Annotated in this window: 13 protein-coding genes, 2 tRNA genes and 1 riboswitch; of the genes, 8 read left to right on the top strand and 7 right to left on the bottom strand. The window is 73.6% G+C overall.

All coding sequences use genetic code 11. From position 1 onward, the window contains the following. The first annotated feature begins 396 nt into the window (after window positions 1-396). The 4 genes from OG710_RS12180 to OG710_RS12195 all read left to right on the top strand — a co-directional run bounded on the left by OG710_RS12180 (window position 397) and on the right by OG710_RS12195 (window position 5,848). The gene (locus OG710_RS12180; protein WP_330239353.1) at window positions 397-1,968 is read left to right on the top strand and encodes a collagen-like triple helix repeat-containing protein; all 1,572 of its coding nucleotides are present in this window, start codon (window positions 397-399) and stop codon (window positions 1,966-1,968) included. Window positions 1,969-2,078: 110 nt separating this feature from the next. After that, window positions 2,079-3,329 (top strand): L-2-hydroxyglutarate oxidase, encoded by a 1,251-nt coding sequence (gene lhgO / locus OG710_RS12185; protein ID WP_330239354.1) that lies wholly within the window; start codon window positions 2,079-2,081, stop codon window positions 3,327-3,329. 24 nt (window positions 3,330-3,353) lie between these two features. Further along, window positions 3,354-4,217, top strand: coding sequence for a tRNA (guanosine(46)-N7)-methyltransferase TrmB (gene trmB, locus OG710_RS12190; protein ID WP_330242227.1), 864 nt, complete (start codon window positions 3,354-3,356; stop codon window positions 4,215-4,217). A 53-nt stretch (window positions 4,218-4,270) separates the two neighbouring features. Beyond that, the gene (locus tag OG710_RS12195) at window positions 4,271-5,848 is read left to right on the top strand and encodes a PrsW family intramembrane metalloprotease (RefSeq protein WP_330239355.1); all 1,578 of its coding nucleotides are present in this window, start codon (window positions 4,271-4,273) and stop codon (window positions 5,846-5,848) included. A 61-nt stretch (window positions 5,849-5,909) separates the two neighbouring features. Here the strand turns inward: OG710_RS12195 and OG710_RS12200 are convergent, their stop codons facing one another. The 3 genes from OG710_RS12200 to OG710_RS12210 form a co-directional block, all read right to left on the bottom strand. Next, complete coding sequence (locus OG710_RS12200; protein WP_330239356.1) at window positions 5,910-7,085, bottom strand: M23 family metallopeptidase; 1,176 nt, start codon at window positions 7,083-7,085, stop codon at window positions 5,910-5,912. Window positions 7,086-7,096: 11 nt separating this feature from the next. Then, window positions 7,097-7,250, bottom strand: a riboswitch (cyclic di-AMP (ydaO/yuaA leader). Window positions 7,251-7,461: 211 nt separating this feature from the next. Beyond that, window positions 7,462-8,628 carry a PP2C family protein-serine/threonine phosphatase gene (locus OG710_RS12205; protein ID WP_443064244.1) on the bottom strand — a complete coding sequence of 389 codons (1,167 nt, stop codon included), beginning with the start codon at window positions 8,626-8,628 and terminating at the stop codon, window positions 7,462-7,464. Window positions 8,629-8,813: 185 nt separating this feature from the next. Next, window positions 8,814-8,887: transfer RNA gene (locus tag OG710_RS12210), tRNA-Met, on the bottom strand. Window positions 8,888-9,092: 205 nt separating this feature from the next. Between OG710_RS12210 and OG710_RS12215 the strand changes: the two genes are divergently transcribed. The 4 genes from OG710_RS12215 (at window position 9,093) to OG710_RS12230 (ending at window position 12,507) form a co-directional block, all read left to right on the top strand. Continuing rightward, window positions 9,093-9,506 carry an SHOCT domain-containing protein gene (locus OG710_RS12215; RefSeq protein ID WP_330239357.1) on the top strand — a complete coding sequence of 138 codons (414 nt, stop codon included), beginning with the start codon at window positions 9,093-9,095 and terminating at the stop codon, window positions 9,504-9,506. Between the two features lie 156 nt (window positions 9,507-9,662). Further along, complete coding sequence (locus OG710_RS12220) at window positions 9,663-10,406, top strand: FHA domain-containing protein (protein WP_330239358.1); 744 nt, start codon at window positions 9,663-9,665, stop codon at window positions 10,404-10,406. Beyond that, on the top strand, window positions 10,403-11,839 hold the full coding sequence (locus OG710_RS12225) for a protein kinase domain-containing protein (RefSeq protein ID WP_330239359.1): 1,437 nt from the start codon (window positions 10,403-10,405) through the stop codon (window positions 11,837-11,839). Before OG710_RS12220 ends, OG710_RS12225 begins: the two co-directional genes overlap by 4 nt. A 113-nt stretch (window positions 11,840-11,952) precedes the next feature. After that, the gene (locus OG710_RS12230) at window positions 11,953-12,507 is read left to right on the top strand and encodes a peptidoglycan-binding domain-containing protein (protein ID WP_330239360.1); all 555 of its coding nucleotides are present in this window, start codon (window positions 11,953-11,955) and stop codon (window positions 12,505-12,507) included. Between the two features lie 89 nt (window positions 12,508-12,596). Here OG710_RS12230 and OG710_RS12235 read toward each other — a convergent pair. From OG710_RS12235 to OG710_RS12250, 4 genes are all read right to left on the bottom strand, one after another. Further along, a tRNA-Lys gene (locus OG710_RS12235) sits at window positions 12,597-12,670 on the bottom strand. 81 nt (window positions 12,671-12,751) lie between these two features. Further along, window positions 12,752-15,967: an FG-GAP-like repeat-containing protein gene (locus tag OG710_RS12240; protein WP_330239361.1), complete on the bottom strand. Its 3,216-nt coding sequence runs from the start codon at window positions 15,965-15,967 to the stop codon at window positions 12,752-12,754. Window positions 15,968-16,250: 283 nt separating this feature from the next. Further along, on the bottom strand, window positions 16,251-18,377 hold the full coding sequence (locus tag OG710_RS12245) for a DEAD/DEAH box helicase (RefSeq protein WP_330239362.1): 2,127 nt from the start codon (window positions 18,375-18,377) through the stop codon (window positions 16,251-16,253). 210 nt (window positions 18,378-18,587) lie between these two features. Beyond that, window positions 18,588-19,187, bottom strand: coding sequence for a hypothetical protein (locus OG710_RS12250; RefSeq protein ID WP_330239363.1), 600 nt, complete (start codon window positions 19,185-19,187; stop codon window positions 18,588-18,590). Between the last annotated feature and the right edge of the window lie 39 nt (window positions 19,188-19,226).

The raw sequence follows: 19,226 nt of genomic DNA on the forward strand, positions 1-19,226 counted from the left end.
GGCCGGTCGGGGACGGGGGCCGGCAGACCTCCGCGTACCCTCCCCCGCGCCCCCTCATTCCCCTCGCTCCTCCTCCGCCCGTCCGCCGCTCCTCCTCCGTCGCGCGTTCGCCCCTGCTGTCCCATGCGCCACTCACGTCACCTGTCGTCCCCGCGTTCCCCGCGTCCCGTCGGCGTGGACAACAATCCCGCCATACGGACGTCCAGCCCTTAACGGTAGGGATGCGACGAACTACGCTGGGTGCACTGATGTTCTCGGCAGGGCGGCATATTCCCCGTGGCACGGCCAAATGCGTGTGCGGGCGGAGTGACGGGCTTCGTCCCTGGGGAGAACACGGTACGAATGCCGCGCGCCGTGACGGTGACGCGGCTGCCGTCTGTGTGTCGAGGGGTGGCCATGTCCAGGGAGCAACGCGGACCGAACGAGAAGCTCGGCACCGTTCTCGCCCTCGCGGGAATCAGTAACGCCGGGCTCGCGCGGCGGGTCAACGACCTCGGTGCGCAGCGCGGTCTGACCCTCCGGTACGACAAGACGTCGGTGGCCCGCTGGGTCTCCAAGGGCATGGTCCCGCAGGGCGCCGCGCCCCATCTCATCGCGGCGGCGATCGGCGCCAAGCTCGGCCGGCCCGTCCCGCTGCACGAGATCGGGCTCGCCGACGCAGATCCGGCGCCGGAGGTCGGCCTGGCCTTCCCGCGCAACGTCGACGCGGCGGTGCGGTCGGCGACGGAGCTGTACCGGCTGGATCTGGCCGGACGCCGGGCCGGCGGCGGTGGGATCTGGCAGTCGCTCGCGGGCTCCTTCTCCGTGAGCGCGTACGCCACGCCCGCGTCCCGCTGGCTGATATCCCCCGCCGACCCGTCGGTGGCTCGGACCCCGGCGGCGGTCGGCGGACAGCCGCCCGGCGCACAGGGCGCACCGGGGGCGCACGGCACCACCGGCGCACCCGCGCAGCCCGGCGCCCCCGCCGGCAACGGCGCCCCGCCGGTCCCCGGCCACAGCCTGCTCATCCCCGCACAGCCCGGCCCCGAAGCCGCGGCCGACGCCTCGTCGCTGCGCGTGGGGCACAGCGATGTGTCCAAGCTGCGCGAGGCCGCCCAGGACGCGCGCCGCTGGGACTCCAAGTACGGCGGCGGCGACTGGCGCTCCTCGATGGTCCCGGAGTGCTTACGCGTGGACGCGGCTCCGCTGCTGCTCGGCTCGTACAGCGACGAGGTCGGCCGGGCGCTGTTCGGCGCGGCGGCCGAGCTGACCCGGCTCGCGGGCTGGATGGCCTTCGACACCGGCCAGCAGGAAGCGGCCCAGCGCTACTACATCCAGGCCCTGCGCCTGGCCCGGGCGGCGGCCGACGTACCGCTCGGCGGTTACGTCCTGGCGTCCATGTCGCTCCAGGCGACCTACCGCGGCTTCGCCGACGAGGGCGTGGACCTCGCGCAGGCCGCCGTCGAGCGCAACCGGGGCCTCGCGACCGCGCGCACCATGAGCTTCTTCCGCCTGGTCGAGGCCCGCGCCCACGCCAAGGCGAACGACGCGCCGGCCGCGGGGGCCGCGCTCAAGGCGTCCGAGAGCTGGCTGGAGCGGTCCCGCGAGGGCGACGCCGACCCGGCCTGGCTGGGCTTCTACTCGTACGACAGATTCGCGGCCGACGCCGCCGAGTGCCATCTCGACCTCAAGGCCCCGCGCCAGGTGCGCCGCTTCACCGAACAGGCGCTGTCCCGGCCCACCGAGGAATTCGTCCGCTCGCACGGGCTGCGGCTCGTCGTGTCCGCCGTCGCCGAGCTGGAGTCGGGCAACCTGGACGCGGCCTGCGCGGCCGGTACCCGAGCCGTCGAGGTGGCGGGCCGCATCTCCTCCGCGCGCACCACCGAGTACGTACGCGACCTGCTGCACCGGCTGGAACCGTACGGGGACGAGCCCCGCGTCGCCGAGCTGCGCGAACGCGCCCGCCCCCTGCTGGTCGCCCAGGCGTAGGGAGCCGGCGCCGGCCGGGGGAATTCCGCTCCGGGAAGCACCACCGGGGCCGTGCGGGTTTGAGTGCGTTGTCAGTGGGTCAGTGCACTATCGGGGTGGGAGGTGGCGTGATGATGACGCACGCGGCGTACGACTGCGACGTGCTGGTGATCGGCGGCGGGATCGTCGGCCTGTCGACCGCGTACGCGCTCACCCGGACCGCGCCGGGGACGCGGGTGACGGTCCTGGAGAAGGAGAAGGGCCCCGCACGCCATCAGACGGGCCGCAACAGCGGGGTGATCCACAGCGGGATCTACTACCCGCCCGGCTCGCTCAAGGCCCGGTACGCGCTGACCGGCGGTGCGGAGATGGTCGACTTCTGCCGTGAGCACGCCATCCCGCACGCCGTCACGGGCAAGCTGATCGTCGCCACGGACCGCGCCGAGCTGCCCCGGCTGCACGCCCTGGTCCAGCGCGGCCGGAAGCACGGGCTGCCGGTGCGCGAGCTGGGCCCCGCGCAGATCGCCGAGTACGAGCCGAAGGTCCGGGGCCTCGCCGCGATCCGGGTCGGCACGACCGGCGTGTGCGACTTCCGGGCCGTCGCCGCTCGCCTCGCCGACGAGGTGCGCGGCGCGGGCGGCGTGATCCGGTTCGGCGCGGAGGTCACGGCGATCGACCGCCGCCCCTGGGGCGTCGCCGTGCGCACGGCCGACGGCCTGGTGGTCCGGGCCCGCGTCCTGGTCAACTGCGCGGGGCTGCACTGCGACCGCGTCGCCCGGCTGGCAGGCGACGACCCGGGGATGCGGATCGTGCCGTTCCGGGGGGAGTACTACGAGCTGGCGCGGCCCGAGCTGGTGCGCGGGCTCGTCTACCCGGTGCCCGATCCGGCTTTCCCCTTCCTCGGCGTCCATCTGACCCGCGGCTTCGACGGCTCCGTCCACATCGGCCCGAACGCGGTGCCGGCGGCGGCCCGCGAGGGCTACGACCGCTCGGTCGTCCGGCCCCGCGAGCTGCTGTCCACGCTGAGCTGGCCGGGCTCCTGGCGGATCGCCCGCAGGCACTGGCGCTACGGCGCGGGCGAGATGCACCGCTCGCTCTCCAAGCGTGCCTTCACCGAAGCGGTCCGGCGCCTGCTGCCCGAGGTCACCGAGGACGATCTGCGCCCCTCGCCCGCCGGGGTCCGCGCCCAGGCCGTCCTCCGGGACGGGACCCTGGTGGACGACTTCCTGATCCGCGAGGCCCCGCACACCGTGCATGTGCTGAACGCCCCGTCGCCCGCCGCCACCGCCGCCCTGCCCATCGGCCGCGAGGTGGCCCGCCGGGCCCTGCTCCGGGCCGGGGCGGCCACCGAACGGACGCCCCGCCTCCGGGCCGCCCCGTAGAATCAGGGCATTGTGTCTGAGCCCATGAACCCCTCCCGCCCGACGCCCGGCACCCCCGCCGGCCCGGACGGCACCACGCCCACCCCGGACGGCACCGCGCCCACCACCGCCGGAATCCCGGACGACCTGCGGATCGCGTCCCTGGAGCGGGCGCGCCGGATGCGCCAGGAGCCCCGCTTCCCCGGCGGACCCGCCGCGGACCCGGCCGGCTCGCACCACGAGCGCCGCATCCGCAGCTTCCAGCCGCGCCGCAGCCGGGTCACACCCGGCCAGCAGAACGCCCTGGAACGGCTGTGGCCCAAGTGGGGCCTGGACATCGACGGGCTGCGCGTCCTGGACCTGCCCACGATGTTCGACGGGCTCCCGGTGGTGCTGGAGATCGGCTTCGGCATGGGCGAGGCCACCGCGCGGATGGCGGCCGACGATCCGGGCACCGGCATCCTCGCCGTGGACGTGCACACGCCCGGCCAGGGCAACCTCCTCGGGCTCGCCGACCGCAACGGCTCGACCAACGTCCGGGTCGCCAACGGGGACGCGATCATCCTGCTGCGCGAAATGCTGGAGCCGGAGTCCCTGGACGGGCTGCGCGTGTACTTCCCCGACCCGTGGCCCAAGAGCCGCCACCACAAGCGCCGGCTGATCCAGCCGGAGTTCCTGGACCTGGTGGCCGGCCCGCTCAAGCCCGGCGCGATCGTGCACTGCGCGACCGACTGGGAGCCGTACGCGGAGCAGATGCTCGACGTGCTGACCGCCCACCCCCGCTTCGAGAACACGGTGGCCGGCGGCGGCTACGCCCCGCGCCCCGCGTTCCGGCCGCAGACCCGGTTCGAGGGCCAGGGCCTGGGGAAGGGCCATGTGGTCCACGACCTCCTCTTCGCCCGCGTCTGACCCGTCCCGACGCACCGTGGCCGCTGTCGGTGCCGCTCGTTAGGGTGCGAAGGGTGTCCGACGGGTCTGTTCAGCGACAACGGCGGGATCAGCCGTCCGTCCCGGTGCTCCAGGAGCAGCGGGTCGGCGAGATCCTGGCCGCCGTGCCGGGCCGGGAGCAGTGGCGCTACCGGCCCCGCCGCGTCGGCACGCTCTTGCGCAACCGCACGTTCCGGGTGGTCGCCGTCTTCACGCTGCTGGCGCTGTGCGGGGTGGTGATCCTCGCCCTCGTCCGCGACCAGACCGGGACCGAGGGCTTCCTCGTCGGCCTGGGCCTGGCCGTGCTGCCCGTCCCGGTGCTGATGACCGCGTTCCGCTGGCTGGACCGGGTCGATCCCGGCCCGTGGCGCAACCTGCTGTTCGCGTTCGCCTGGGGAGCGTGCGCGGCGGCCCTGGTCGCGATCCTCGCCAACTCCTTCGCGACCCGGTGGATAGCCGGCACCGACCCGGCCAACGCGGACACCCTGGGCGCCACGGTCATAGCCCCGATCGTCGAGGAGAGCGCGAAGGGCGCCGCCGTCCTGCTGCTCCTCCTCTTCCGCAGACGGGAGTTCACCGGGGTGGTGCACGGCGCGGTCGCCGCCGGCTTCACCGCGACGGGCTTCGCCTTCACCGAGAACATCCTCTATCTGGGCAACGCCTTCGGCGAGGACCAGCAGACGGACTCCGGTTTCGCCTCGGCGACCGTGACGACGTTCCTCGTACGGGCCGTGATGACGCCCTTCGCCCACCCGCTCTTCACCGTGCTGACCGGCATCGGCCTCGGCATCGCCGCGAGCGCCGCGCCGGGCGGACGGGTCCGGCGGATCGCGGCGCCGCTCGGCGGGCTGCTCCTCGCGATGGGCATGCACGCCCTGTGGAACGGCTCGGCGACGTTCGGCCGGTACGGCTTCTACATCGTCTACGGAACGTTCATGGTCCCGGTCTTCGGCGTGGTGACCTGGCTGGTGATCCGGGCCCGCCGCCGGGAGCTGCGCTCCCTGGCCGTCGAGCTGCCCGCTTACGCCGAGGCCGGATGGATCTCCCCGGCCGAACCGCTCGCCCTCGCCTCGATGCGGGCCCGCGCCCTCGCCCGGAACGCGGCCCGCCGCAGGTACGAGGCGGCGGGCGGCTTCCCCGGACATCCGTACCACCCGGCCCACGCGGCCTCCTTCTCACCGCCCGGCGCGAGGGAGCGGGGCAGGGCTGCGGCGCGCACGGTCGCGGAGTACGAGGCGTTCGCGACGACCCTCGGCCTGCTGCGGCGGCAGGCCCGCCGGGGCACGGCGGACCCGGACTTCGCCGCCCGCGAGCTGGAGCTGCTGCACCATCTGTGGCAGCGCCGGGAGATCGCGGGCCCCGCCCTGGCGTACGCGGCCCGCGCCACGCACCGCCGGCCGCCCGGCACCCCGCCGCCCTGGCCGCACCACGCCCACGGCACGCCGAGGCCGTACGGCAGCCCGGTCCCGCACCCGTACACGAGCGTTCCGAACCCGTACACGAGCGTTCCGAACCCGTACGCGAGCCCTCCGGCCCCGTACAGCGCGGCGAACCCCTACCGCGCCCCGAATCCGTACGGCGGGCCCTACCCGTACACAGACCGGCAGCCCTGACGTCGGGGGGTGTGCGTCAGGGCTGCCGGGGTTCGTGGGGCCGCGATCCGTCGAGCGGGGCTCAGACGTTCAGACCGCGGGCCTGGAGCCAGGACATCGGGTCGACGCCCGTGCCGTCCGGGGTGTGGACCTCGAGGTGGAGGTGCGGGCCGGTCACATTGCCGGTCGCGCCGACCCGGCCGATGGTGTCGCCGGTGGTGACCTTCTGGCCGATCGAGACACCGATCGAGGACTGGTGGCAGTACCACACCTCGGTGCCGTCCTCCAGCTCCAGCACCGTGCGGTAGCCGTACGAGCCGGAGTAGCCGGCCGACGTGATGGTGCCGCCGTGGACCGCCTTGACCGGTGTACCGGTCGGGGCCGCGAAGTCGAGGCCCGTGTGGTGGCCGGAGGACCACATCGAACCGGCCTGGCCGTAGGTCGAGGTGATCGTGTACGAGGAGGTGGGCAGGGAGTAGCTGGCGGCGAGCTTGGCCAGGCGCAGGGCCTCGGCCTTCTTCTTCGCCTCCTCCTCCGCCTTCTTCTTCTCGGCGGCGGCCTTGGCCTCGGCCTCGTCCTGCTGCTTCTTCGCCTCGGCGGCGGCCTTCTCCGCCGCGGCCTTCTCGGCGGCCGCCTTGGCCTCCGCGTCGGCGGCGGCGGACTGCTGCTCGGCCTGCTGGAGGATGCGGGCGCGCAGCGCCTCGCCGGCGTCCGTGGTGCCCTGCTCGGCCTCGGCGGTGGTGATGCCGGCGGTGGTCAGCGGGGCGGCGGCCGTGGTGGTCGCGGGGGCCTCGGTCTCGGTCTCGGCCTCGCCGGAGAACAACGCGCCCACGCCGGGAAGGGACTTGGCGTCGGGGAGATTGTCCTGGATGGAATCGGGAAGAGAGATGGAGACCGGCGGCTTGCTCTGCGCGGTGGCCATGCCTCCCGCACCGACGGCCGCGATGACACCGACACCGAGGACGGTGGAGCTACGGGCCAGAGCGTTGCGCTGCTTGGCGACGCGGTGCTTGCCCCGGACGGGGCGGACGGTCTCCTCGGTGGGGTTCCACTCGTCCCAGGTGCGCTCGGGGGCGGTCTCCTCGGTGCGGAAGCCGCTGCCGTAACCGGCGTCGGTGCCGAAGCCGTTGTCCCGATCGGTGGCGTGGTCGCCGCCCTGTTCCGGGAAGTACGGGGTGCCGGGGGCGGCCGCGTAATCGGCGCCGTACTCGGGCACGAACCGTGAGGGGGCTTCGGGGGCAGGCTTGTTGGACGCCACGCGGGCGCACTCCTTTCCTTCCTTCTCGCCTACCGGGTTAGCTGACGGGTTCGGAGCAGGAAGGTCTCCTACGGGTTCCTCCGCCTCTTGTGAAGGCAGGTTCGCCCGATTCACCCCATGTTGGTGGTTCCCCGGTTCCCTTGCGGAATTCGGCGCTCGCGCACGGTGCCGCCACTGACGACGGCTGGGACAACCGCGCTGCGTTATCGAACGTTAATAGACAGACGGCTCCGATTCCAAGCTGTTCCCCCTGATCGTTCATGCCTACGGCCTGGACTTTACGGGACAGAGCCGGGCGGAACCGGGCGAGTTGATCAGCGATCACCCACTACGCGGTTTCTGACGGTGCGTCAAATGTTATGCGGAGCGAGGCCCCTCAGTCACTCAGGGTGGTGTCCCGCTTGACGATCTTCACCGTCCTGCGCCGGTCGGGCTGCCCCTTCGCCTGCCGGGCGACCGCGAGCAGCGCCATGTCGTCCGTCGACTCGCCCCCGGTGTGCAGCCGTACGTCGTCGGCGAGCGCCGACAGCAGCTCCTCGGGGCCGGGGAACAGGCGCCCGCGCAACCGCTCCGCCGGGTCGTAGAAGACGCCGTCCGCGTCCCGCGCCTCGGACAGGCCGTCCGTGTAGAACAGGAGCGTCCCGCCGGGCGGCATCCCCCACTCGTCCGCGCGGCCCGCCCGCACCCCGAGGCCCATGCCCAGCGGCAGCGCCGGCTCCGAGGGCGTCAGCGCCTCCACCGCCCCGTCCCCGTACAGCAGCAGCGGGTCGGGGTGGCCGCAGTTCACCATCCGTACGGTCCGCGCACCCGGCGGGATCTCCGCGAGCACGGCGGTGACGAACTCCTCCAGCGCGTCGAGGCGTCCGTCCCGTGTCGATTCACGCGCCAAGGCATGCTCCAGCCGCTGCGCCACCCCCTCCAGCGACTCCTCCTGCTCGGCCGCCTCCCGGAACGCGCCGATCACCACTGCCACCGCCCCGACTGCCTCAAGACCCTTACCGCGTACGTCACCGAGCACCAGGCGCACGCCGTACGGGGTGTCGGCCGCCGCGTACAGGTCACCTCCGACGAACTCGTCCGCCTGCGCGGCCTCGTAGCGCGCGGCCAACTGGAGTCCCCCGATCCGCTCAGGCGGCACCGGCAGCACGGCCCGCATGGCGGTCTCGGCGATCATCCGGGCGGACGCCAGGCGCTCGTTGCCGCGCAGCACGACCCGGTTGATCACCAGGGCCTGGACAGCCACCGTGAGCACGGTGAGCATCTCGATGAACGGGACCGCACCCGCCAGCGCCCCGGTGCCGACCCGGATGGCGGCGACGGCGATCAACGCGGCGGCCCCGATCCGGATCGTCGACCAGGTACCGAAGAAGGGGGCGGCGATCAGCGGGGCGGCCGCGAAGATCGGGACGGCGGTGAAGGCAGCCGGGGTGAGGAGGTCGAACACCACCCCGACGACGATCATGGTCACCGGAAGCACCCGGACGAACCGGCGGCTGCCCGCGTCGCCACCATGCCCTCGCCACCGTCGCGCCCACTTCCCCACCTGCGGTCTCCTGCCCGGTGCTGCCGCGGACGGTACCGCGCACCCCCTCCAGCCTCACCGCAGCGCGGCCGGCGGGCGACTCCTCGGCCGCCGATGGGGCGAAGCCGCACGTACCCACCGGCCCGCCCGGCCCCGCAATGCGTCAGGCCCGGCACGCTGTCTGCGTACCGGGCCTGATCGTTCAGTAGCGGGGACAGGATTTGAACCTGCGACCTCTGGGTTATGAGCCCAGCGAGCTACCGAGCTGCTCCACCCCGCGTCGGTGAACACAACTCTACGGCATGTTCGCGGCCCCCATGACCACGGCGCGACGGCCGGCCCCGCCCCGTCCCTCTCATCTCCCGGGCTCCCTCGCGCGGTCCGCACCGCCGGGCAGTGGAGTGAATGTGGTGATATGACTGATTTTGGATTCAGTCATTCGCAGTCATTCACCGTCATTTCGACGGCGACAACGGGAGTGGACGATGGACGACTATCCCCTGCTCAACCTGTTCTGGACGATGCTCTGGTTCTTCCTCTGGGTCATGTGGCTCTTCCTCCTCTTCCGGGTCATCATGGACATCTTCCGCAGCCACGACCTGAGCGGCTGGGCCAAGGCGGGGTGGCTGATCCTGGCGCTGGTGCTGCCCTATCTGGGCGTGCTGATCTACGTGATCGCCCGCGGCAAGTCCATGGGCAAGCGGGACATCCAGGAGGCGAAGGAACGCGACGCGGCCTTCAAGGCGTACATCAGGGACGCGGCGGGAACGGACGGCGGCGGAGGCGGCGGCCATCGCGGCAACCACGTCGAGGACCTGTCGAAACTCGCCGATCTCAAGGACAAGGGCGCGATCACCGAGGACGAGTACCAGCGGGCGAAGTCGAAGCTCCTGGTCTGAACGACCCGGCGGCCCGGCGAGCGGCCCCGGCGCCCCGCGCCGGATGACGCGCCGGGCCGCCCGAATGCGTCGTCCGTCCCCCTGCGACTCCCCTACTCTGCCGGGAAGTTGGCTGGAGAGAACGACCCCGGGCAGCCGGGGAAGGGGGACGACTCCATGTACAGCGTCATCATCGTGCCACCCTCGTGCGGCAGCGTCGCCGAACAGCTCAGGATCGGTTCGGGGGAACGCGTCGCCTTCGGCCGGGCCTGCCACGGGCCCGGCGACCTCCTCATCGACCACCCGGGCGTCCCGCGCAACGCGGGTGAGATCACGGCCCACCGGACGTTCTGGCTGCTGAGCAACCTCAGCGAGGACCAGACCTACGTCGTGGAGAACCCGGAGGGCGCCGGCGAACACGTCAAGGTGCCGCCTGGCCGGGTGGAAGCGCCCGTTCCGTTCGAGCTGTCGCGGGTGACCCTGCCCGCCGCCGGCGATCTGCTCACCTTCGACGTCTGGGCGCCCCGGCACGCCTTCCGCAGCGTGCGCCGCCAGGGCCTCGACGGCGTCGGTACGCTGCCGGCGTTCGCCCTGGACCGCACCAAACGGTACTTCGCCGTCCTCGTCGCCCTGTGCGAACGCCGGCTGCGCGGTGAGCCGAACGCCCCGCTGCCCGCCGTCGAGGAGATCGTGGAGCGGCTGCGCCCCGGCTGGCCCAAGGCCAGCCGCTCGGCGGTGTACTGGAACATCGACTACCTCGCCCTCAAGCTCCGGCTGCGGCCCGACGCGGACACCGCCGAGCCCGGCCGCCGCACCCACGGCAAGAAGGAGTCCCTGGCCTCCCTCGCCCTGCGCTTCGACCTGGTCCGCGAGGACGACCTCGTGGTGCTCGGCCCCGCGCGCGCCGAGGCCGCGCGATGACCGCGCCGCCGTACGCGGTGCCCGTGCCCAGGGGCTACCGCGTCGGGCCGTGGGAGGTACGCGAGCCCATCGCGTCGGGCGCGTTCGCCACGGTGTACGAAGCGACCCGCGACCGGGAGCCGAAGGACGAGCGGGACGGACGGGACGGGCCGGACGGACGGGGCGTCAGGGGCACACGCGGCGCACAGGGCGCACGGGGCGCCGAGGACTCGCGCGACGGCGGGCCCCCGCTCCGGGCCGCGCTCAAGTTCCTGCCCACCGGCACCCGCACCCCGCGCCAGCTGGAGCATCTGCGCGACCTCGCCGAGCGCGAGGTGCAGTTGCTGCGGCGGCTGCGCTCGCCCCGGCTGATCCGGATGTACGACACCCTGACCGTCGACGACCCGGACCACCCCGAACTGGACGGCGCGACCGTCCTCGTACTGGAACGGGCCGAAGGCTCCCTGGACGCCCTGCTCGCCCGTACCGCCGTCCCCGACGCCGGGCCCGCCCTGCTGGCCCAGGTCTGCGAGGGCCTGCACCAGCTGCACCACGCGGGCTGGGTGCACGGCGACCTGAAGCCGGCCAACGTGCTGCTCATGGCGGACGGCTCCGCCCGGCTCGCCGACTTCAACATGGCGGCCGAGATGCAGGGCACCCACGCCTACACCCCGGCCTTCGCCACCCCCGACTACACCCCGCCCGAACTGCTCTGGCCCGTCGTCGACGAGCGCGGCACCCGCATACGCCCCTCCGCCGACGTCTGGGCGTTCGGCGTCCTCGCCCATGTCGTCCTGACCGGCGAGTTCCCGCTCCCCGGCGCCTCCGCCGAGGCCCGCGCCGACGCGGCGACCCGGTACGCGCGCGGCACCGAGGGGCTGCGGCTCTCGCCCGCCCTCCCCGACGCCTGGCGCGACATCCTGCACGACTGCCTCGCCCCGGACCACCGCGCCCGCGCCACCGGCACCGAGGACCTGCTCCGCCGGGTCGAGGCCGCCGCCGGTGCCGCACGCTCGGCCCGGCTGCCCAGGCTGCGGCCCCGGCGGTGGACCCGCCCCGCGCTCGTCACGGCTCTCGCGGCGGCGGTCGCGGGCACGGCCGCGCTGCTGCTCGCCTCGCCCTGGGACCCGGACGCGGCCGCGGCCGAGCCCCCGACCTGCGAACGGCCGGTGCTGTACGAGGACGCCTCGCACCGTACGGGCTACATGGCCGGCAACAGCGGCACCTGGGACTTCACCATCCAGCGCGGCGACGGCGGCAGCCAGGTCCGCGAGCTGCAATGCCTCCTGCGGTACCTGCACGGCGTCACGGAGGTCGGCGAGGTGGACGGCGACTTCGGCCCGATGACCCACCAGGCCGTCGTCACGTTCCAGACCCGGGCGGGCCTGGACGCCGACGGCATGGTCGGCCCCGCGACCTGGCGCGCGCTGCGCAGGGGCCCGGCGGGCTCCTGAACCCCGACCCTGCAACTATGCAGGTACCCGTGGCCCTCCGCCGCCCCGACGATGGGTCTGCAAACGCCCGCAGCACCACCGGACGAACGGGGAACAGACCGATGAACCTCCGCATGACGAGCACCCGCCTCGGCGCCACCGTCGTGGCCGCGCTCGCCGCCACCGCCCTGGCGGTCAGCGCCTCGCCCGCCTCCGCTTCGGCGAGCGGCGGCTACATCAGCGGCGCCGGCACCTGGACGGACGACTTCGGCGACGAGGGCGAGCTGTCCAGCTCCTCCTACTCCAGCTCGTCGGCCGTCTGCCTCTGGCAGCAGATCCTGTGGGCCGAGGGCGCCAACGAGTCGAACGGCTCCGACTTCGACCTCTCGGACATCGACGGGAACTTCGGCCCCAACACCACGTACGCCACCAAGAAGCTCCAGGCCACCTGGGGCCTGAGCGCCGACGGCCGGGTCGGCAACAACACCTTCGGCCGCGCCGACAGCAAGCTCCGCTACGTCTCCGGCAGCACCGCCGACGGCCAGTACCTCCGCGTCCGCTACGACGGCGCGGCCCACGACCTCGATCTGTACCGCGCCACCAACGGCCGCTACGTCATCTACAAGAACGGCGACCGCGACCAGGGCAGCCCGGTCGTCGCCTCGTACACCACCAACTACTGCGACTGACCCCGCACACGACGGAGCGCCCCGCCCGGCACAAGCCGGACGGGGCGCTCCTTCGCTGTTCAGGGGGAGCGTTCCGCCCCGATGTTCGGTAGGCCGTGTGGGACTCGAACCCACAACCAACGGATTAAAAGTCCGCTGCTCTGACCAATTGAGCTAACGGCCCTCGGCACATCACCCCCGAGCATAGCCCGCCCCGGCCGTGCAGCCGATCGGGTATCGGCCGCGCGGCGCGGTGGACGGCGGGTCAGAACAGGTGCTGGTACATCTGCCAGGCGCCGCCGACCTTGGTGCGGGCCGCCAGGGTGCCCCGGTCGGTGCCCCGGTAGCTCCACAGGACGCCGGACGTGTCGCGGGCGAGCAGGTCCGCGCGGCCGTCGCCGTTCAGGTCGCCGGAGCCGACCAACGTGTCGTACATGGTCCAGCCGTAGCCGAGCTTGACGCGGGCGCCGAGGGCGCCGTCGCCGGTGGCCGGGTAGCGCCAGACGTTGCCGGAGCGGTCCCGGGCGAACAGGTCGCCCAGGCCGTCGCCGTCCATGTCGCCCATGCCGGCGAGGAGGTACTTGTGCCAGCCGTAGCCGATCTTCACGCGCGGCTCGAACAGGCCGTCGCCCCGGCCCCGGTAGAAGTACAGGTCGCCCGCGGGCGTGCGGCCCAGCAGGTCCGCGCGGCCGTCGCCCGACATGTCGCCGGGCGAGGTGAGGGCGTCGAACATGTTCCAGCCGGTGCCGATCCTCCGGTACGGCGTGGAGGGCGTGAGCGCGGCTCCGCAGCCCGGCTTGTACGCGCGCAGCTCGCCGGCCTTCGTACGGACGAGGACGTCGTTGCAGCGGTCGCCGCTGATGTCCTCGAACGGCACGGCGGCGGTCACGGTGTGGTCGCCGGTCCAGCCGGAGGCCGACACCCTGTCCTCGACGCGGCCCGTCCCCGTGCCCGTACCGGCCCGCCAGTCGGCCCGCCCGGCCGGGGTGAACGCCAGCAGGTCGCCGAAGCCGTCGTCCTTGACGAAGTCCCGCGCGACGGCGGCCCCGCCGGTCACCCTCACGCCGCCGGAGACGGTCAGGGCGGCGCCCACCCCGTCCGCGGGCACGGCGGTCAGGGTCCAGGTGTACGCGCCGTTGGGGGCGTACCCGCCACCGGCGGTCTTCCCGTCCCACGCGGCCGTGATCAGGCCGCGCGCCTCCCCGCCGGTCAGTGTGCGCACCGTCGCCCCGGACGCGGTGTTCCGCACCGTCAGCCGCCAGGACGCGGCGGGCTTGGACAGCCACCAGGAGCCCCGCAGGCCCGGGGCGGAGGCCCGCAGGTCCAGCGAACCGCCCGGCGCCACCGCGTCGATCACCGACAGCGCCGAGGCCGGAACGCCCGTGGGCACGACGCGGACCAGCCGGTCCTTCCCGGTGTACGCGACATGGCCGCCGAAGCGGTCGACGGTCCAGCCGGACCGGCGCACACTGCGCGGGTCCAGGTCGGCCTCGCCGGCCAGCTTCCGCTGCGGGAGGCCGGCGTAGGTGCCGCCGGACGGCAGCCCGGCGTGGAGGTCGTACAGGGTGAGCCCGGCGCCCTCCTCGTGCGTGACGAAATAGCCGTCGGCCAGGAGGGTGTCGGCGTCGGGGGCCGTCGTGGTCTTCCCCGTCTGCCGGTCGTAGACACCCGCGCCGCGCGGCCAGCCGGAGCCGCACGACCAGTGGACCCAGCGGCCCACGGCCTGCAGTTCGTCCGGCACGCACTTGTCGGGCGTGGTGAACGAGGTTCCGGCGGCGCCCGTCGTCACGTTCTTCGAGGTGACGGTCGGCGAGTCGGGGAGGTTGCTCCAGAGCGTGTTGCCCCACAGCGCGGCGGCTTCCAGGGTGCGGCCGTCCAGCACCTTGCCGGAGTCGGTGCCCGCGTGGAACTCGACGAGCTTCTTGTGGTTGCCGGACGCCTCGTTCACCACCGCGTAGCGGCCGGAGAGGTCCACGAGTTCGGGGTTCATCAGGCCCGTGTTGAGCCGGGGGCCCCGGGCGCCGTCGCCGTTGCGGAACAGCATGGTCTGGTGCTGCTCGGTGTCCCGCTTGCGGCCGTGGAACCCGTCGCCGCTCGCGAACAGGGTGACGCAGTAGGGGTCGTCGCCGCCCCAGCCGCAGTCGGCGTCCCGGCCGCCGGTGAGGCCGTCCACCGTCGTACGGATCTCCTCGGGGCGGCCGGAGGTCCTGAGCCAGGTGCTCCGGTACGCGCCGATGTAGGTGCCCGGCTGGAACAGGCGGGAGTCGTCCGCCGTGGTGAGGATGCCGCTGCCCAGCGCGATGCCCGCCGGCTGCGCGGGCATGTCCTCGATGTCCGCGACGCGGGTGCGCTGCACGGTGCCGTCCGCGGCCTCCGTGAACAGGTAGTAGCCCCAGTCCAGGGCGCCCTCGTAGCCGCCGGTCTCGGCGCCGGCGACGAGGAGGGAGCCGTCCGGCGTCCGGGTGAGGTCGGTGTGGGCGACGGCGAGCAGTTGTTCGGTGGTCCGGCCGTCCTCGGATATGACGTCCAGGGGGTTGCCGCGGTACTCGTTGTTCCCGGGGTTCGCCGGCAGGACCCCGACGAGGGTGTCACCCAGCATCCGGAGGGAGGTTATGTGCGACTGGTCCCGCAGGTCGTACGCGCGCAGCTCGACCGACGGGTCGTCGCGGTCGAGCAGCCGGGCGGCGTAGGAGCCGTACTCCAGCACGGTGTCCGTGCCCAGGGTGACCGACGAGGCGTGCTCGTCCAGGGCTCGGAGCTTCCCGCTCGCCAGGTCCACCAGCCACCAGCCCTGGGACATCGTCGTGCCCTCCCAGAGGATGCCCCGGACCACGACCGAGCGGGCGTCGCCCTCGGAGACCGTCAGCCGCCATCCCTCGGGCAGCCCCTCCAGTGCCCGGTCCTCGACCCCGCTCTCGGTGGCGCGCAGCAGGTGCAGGCCGGTCGCGGCGGTCCGGGGGCCGGTGCGGGTGAGGACGGTCGTGCCGTACGTCCCCACGTAGCTCTGGCCCTCCGGGATCGCGACGACGGTGGCCGGGCCCTCGCCGGCGCGCTGCCGCAGCGTCACGTGCGGGCTCGGGCCGGCCGCGTACACCGCCACGGTGTCGGAGCCCTGCCCGAATCCGGTGGGCCAGTCGCCGCGGGTGCGCACGGCCTCGGGGTCGTACTCCAGCGGCTTCGGCAGCCGCTCGTCCAGGACGGTCTGCGCGCCGGACGCGTAATCGGTCCAGCGCAACCGGTCGTCGCCCTCACGCGCCGTCAGGAAGCCGGTGTCGCCGGCGTTCAGTACGTGTGTCTGCCGCGGTACGAAGCGGGCGCCGGGCTTCACGACCACGAGGTCCGCGGCCGCGGTGGGCGCCGTGTCGGCGGCTGCCGTAGCGGTGGACAGCGCGCCCGTCCCCGCGGTCATCGCGAGGGTGACCAGCAGGGCGATGCGCGCGGACGCGCGGCGGCGTCCCCGCCCGTTGGAAGTGCGGGTCACTGTGCAGGTCCTCCCCGGGAACAGGGCACGGGGAGAGGCCGGCGGAACACGCCTGCGGCCTACGCGGTGCGGCGGTCGCCGCCTGCACCCACCCCCGAGCAGATGCGGCGAACTCTAGCAGCAGACGCGGACACGCCAACCTTGATTTCGAACCCGTTCAATAGGGGCGTTCGCGCAGGTCGGCGCGGACTTCGCCGGACCATGCGGAAGCGGGCCCGTCCGGGGGGACGGGCCCGCTTCTCAGCAGACCTTCAGGGGGTCCTCAGTACGCTCAGCCGTACGCTCAGCCGTTGCGCTTCCAGCGCGGCTTGTCGTCGCGGCGGCCGAAGGAGCCGGTGCTCGTACCGGTCGAACGGTGGTCGTCGCGGCGGCCGTTGGGACGGTCGCCACCGGAGCGGAAGCCGCCGGAGGGGCGGTCGTCGCGGCGGTCCCGGTTGTACGGGCGGTCGCCGCCCGAGCGGAAGCCGCCCGAGGGACGGTCGTCACGGCGCTGGAAGCCACCGCGGTCGTCCCGGCGCTCGAAGGAGCGGCCACCCCGGTCGTCGCGGCGGTCGCCGCCCGAGCGGTAGCCACCGGACGGGCGGTCGTCGCGACGGTCGCGGTTGAACGAGGGGCGCTCGTCGCGGCGGTCGAAGGAACGGCCACCCCGGTCGTCGCGGCGGTCGCCGCCCGAGCGGAAGCCGCCCGACGGACGGTCGTCACGACGGTCGTTGCCGCTGCGGAAGGAGGGGCGGTCGCTGTTGCCCCGGTAGCCGCTGCCGGCGGGGCGCCCGGAGCGCTCGCCGATGCGGTCGTCGCGGCGGTCGCCGCCGGAGCGGTAGCCGCCGCCCCGGTTGTCGCGGCGGTCGTAGTTGCCCCGGTCGTCGCGCCGGTCCTCGCGGACGGACGGCTGCTCCGGCACGGAGACGGCGGCGGCCGCGAGGGCGGCCTCGGCCTCGGCGGTGACCTCGGCGACCGCGGCCTCCGGGTCGTCGCCCCGCTCGCGGGCGGCACGGGCCACCAGGCGGTCGGCCTCCTCGCGCAGCTCGACGGCGCGGCGCTGGGCGCGCTCCAGCTGCTTGGTCAGCTCGGCGGCCTCGCGCTCGGCCTGCTTGGCGGCGTTGTTCGCGGAGTCGGCCTGGACCTCGGTGAGCGAGCGGGCGCCGGTGATCTCGGCGACCTCCGGCTCGAAGACGCCCGCGCCCTGCACGATGTGGCGCGAGGCGTCCACGCCCGCGTCCTCCATCAGGCGGAAGATCTGGCGGCGCTGGTGCGGCAGGGCCAGCGAGACGACGACACCGGACTTGCCGGCCCGCGCGGTGCGGCCCGAGCGGTGCAGGTAGTCCTTGTGGTCGCCGGCCGGGTCCACGTTCAGGACCAGGTCGATGCCGTCCACGTGGATACCGCGCGCGGCGACGTCGGTGGCGACGAGCGCGTTGACGTAGCCCCGCTTGAAGTCCTCCAGGACGCGGGTGCGCGCGCCCTGGGTCATGCCGCCGTGCAGCGCGTCCGCCTTGACGCCCGCGTCGACGAGCTGCTCGGCGATGCGGTCGGCGCCCAGCTGGGTGCGGACGAAGATGATGGTGCGGCCCTTGCGGGCGGCGATGGCGGAGGTGACCGGCGCCTTGTCCTTCGGCTTCACGACGAGGACGTGGTGCGACATGGTCGAGACGTTGCCCTGGGCGGAGTCCACCTCGTGGGTGACCGGGTTGGTCAGGTAGCGCTTGACCAGGGTGCTGATCTCGTTCTCCATGGTGGCGGAGAAGAGCATGCGCTGGCCGCCCTCGGGGATCTGGTCCAGCAGCTCCGTGACCTCGGGCAGGAAGCCCAGGTCGGACATCTGGTCGGCCTCGTCGAGGACGGCGACCTGGACGTTCTCCAGGGAGCAGGCGCCCCGGTTGATGATGTCGCGCAGCCGGCCCGGCGTGGCGACGAGGATGTCGACACCGCGCTCCAGGGCGTAGATCTGGTTGCCCATCGACGTACCGCCGCAGACGACCTTCATCTTGAGGCCGAGCACGTCGCCGTACGGCTGGAGCGCGTCCGCGACCTGCATGGCCAGCTCACGGGTCGGGGTGAGGATGATCGCGCGCGGCTTCTTCTTCTCGGTGTGGCCGCCCGCCAGCGCGGACAGGGTCGGCAGGCCGAAGGAGAGGGTCTTGCCGGAGCCGGTGCGGCCGCGGCCCAGGATGTCCTTGCCGGCCAGGGCGTCCGGGATGGTCGCCGCCTGGATCGGGAAGGGGGCGGTCACACCGTTCTGCGCGAGCTTGCGGACGATGCCCTCGGGCAGGCCCAGGTCGGCGAACGAGATGGTCGGCTCGGCGTCCGCCGCCTCGGCGGACTCGGTGAGGACGGCCTCGGCGGCCGGGGCGAGCTCGTCGTTCTCGACGCTCTCGGGCATGACGGTGTGGTCAGAGCTGGAAATTGACATGCGAAATGCGAAACCTTCCGGAGTCTCGGCACGCGCCCATAACTCCGTGATTTCGCAATGTCGACCGCCTCAATGCGGTCCAGCCACGGCAAGGGAGAGTACGCGCCACACGGCGCTCTTCTGTGTCGGCGCCGGGCAATGGGATCAAACGATCTACCACCATACGCACTCTCACCCCCATCGCGCAAACCGCTTGCCGCCGGACGCCCCTCAGACCGGCCCGGCCTGCGGTGACGCCTGCGGGGTCCGCAGCCCGACCACGCTCCGCGGCCACGCCATCGCGTCGGTACGCGACCCGGCGGCCGGGGACGCGGACGGCTCCGGCGGCGCGGGCTCCGAGGGCTGCGGCTCGGGCTCGGGCGGCTCCGACGGCCGGGGCGTGTCCACCGGGTCCGGCGCGGGACCGGGGTCGACCGGAGCCGGGGGTTCCGGCCGCTCGGGCGCCGGCTGCTTCGGCGAGGCCGCCGGGACGGAGGGCAGCACGGGCCCGGCGGCTTCGCTCCGGTTCTTCGCGCCGCCCTTGCCGTCCTCCGGCTCCGCACTGGCCGACGCGCTCTCCGAGGGCGAGGCGGAGGCGCTCGGGGACGCGCTCCGGCCGCCCTGCGACCGCATCCCGGTGCCGCCGAGGCGGGCCCGGCCGGTGCCCGTGACCGTGGCGCCGTTCGGCTCGGCCGCCGCGCCGTCGGGCTCGGCCGACCGGGAGGGCTTCGGCTCCGCCCCGTCCGAGCCGACGCTCATACAGCCGGTGGCCGTGGCGAGCGTCACAGCGGTGACGGCCACCCAGCGGACGGGGACGGGGAACTGGCGCACGGGGCACCTCCGGGGCGCGGGAAGGACGGGGCCTGACAT

The organism is Streptomyces sp. NBC_00525 (assembly GCF_036346595.1).
GTDB lineage: Bacteria > Actinomycetota > Actinomycetes > Streptomycetales > Streptomycetaceae > Streptomyces.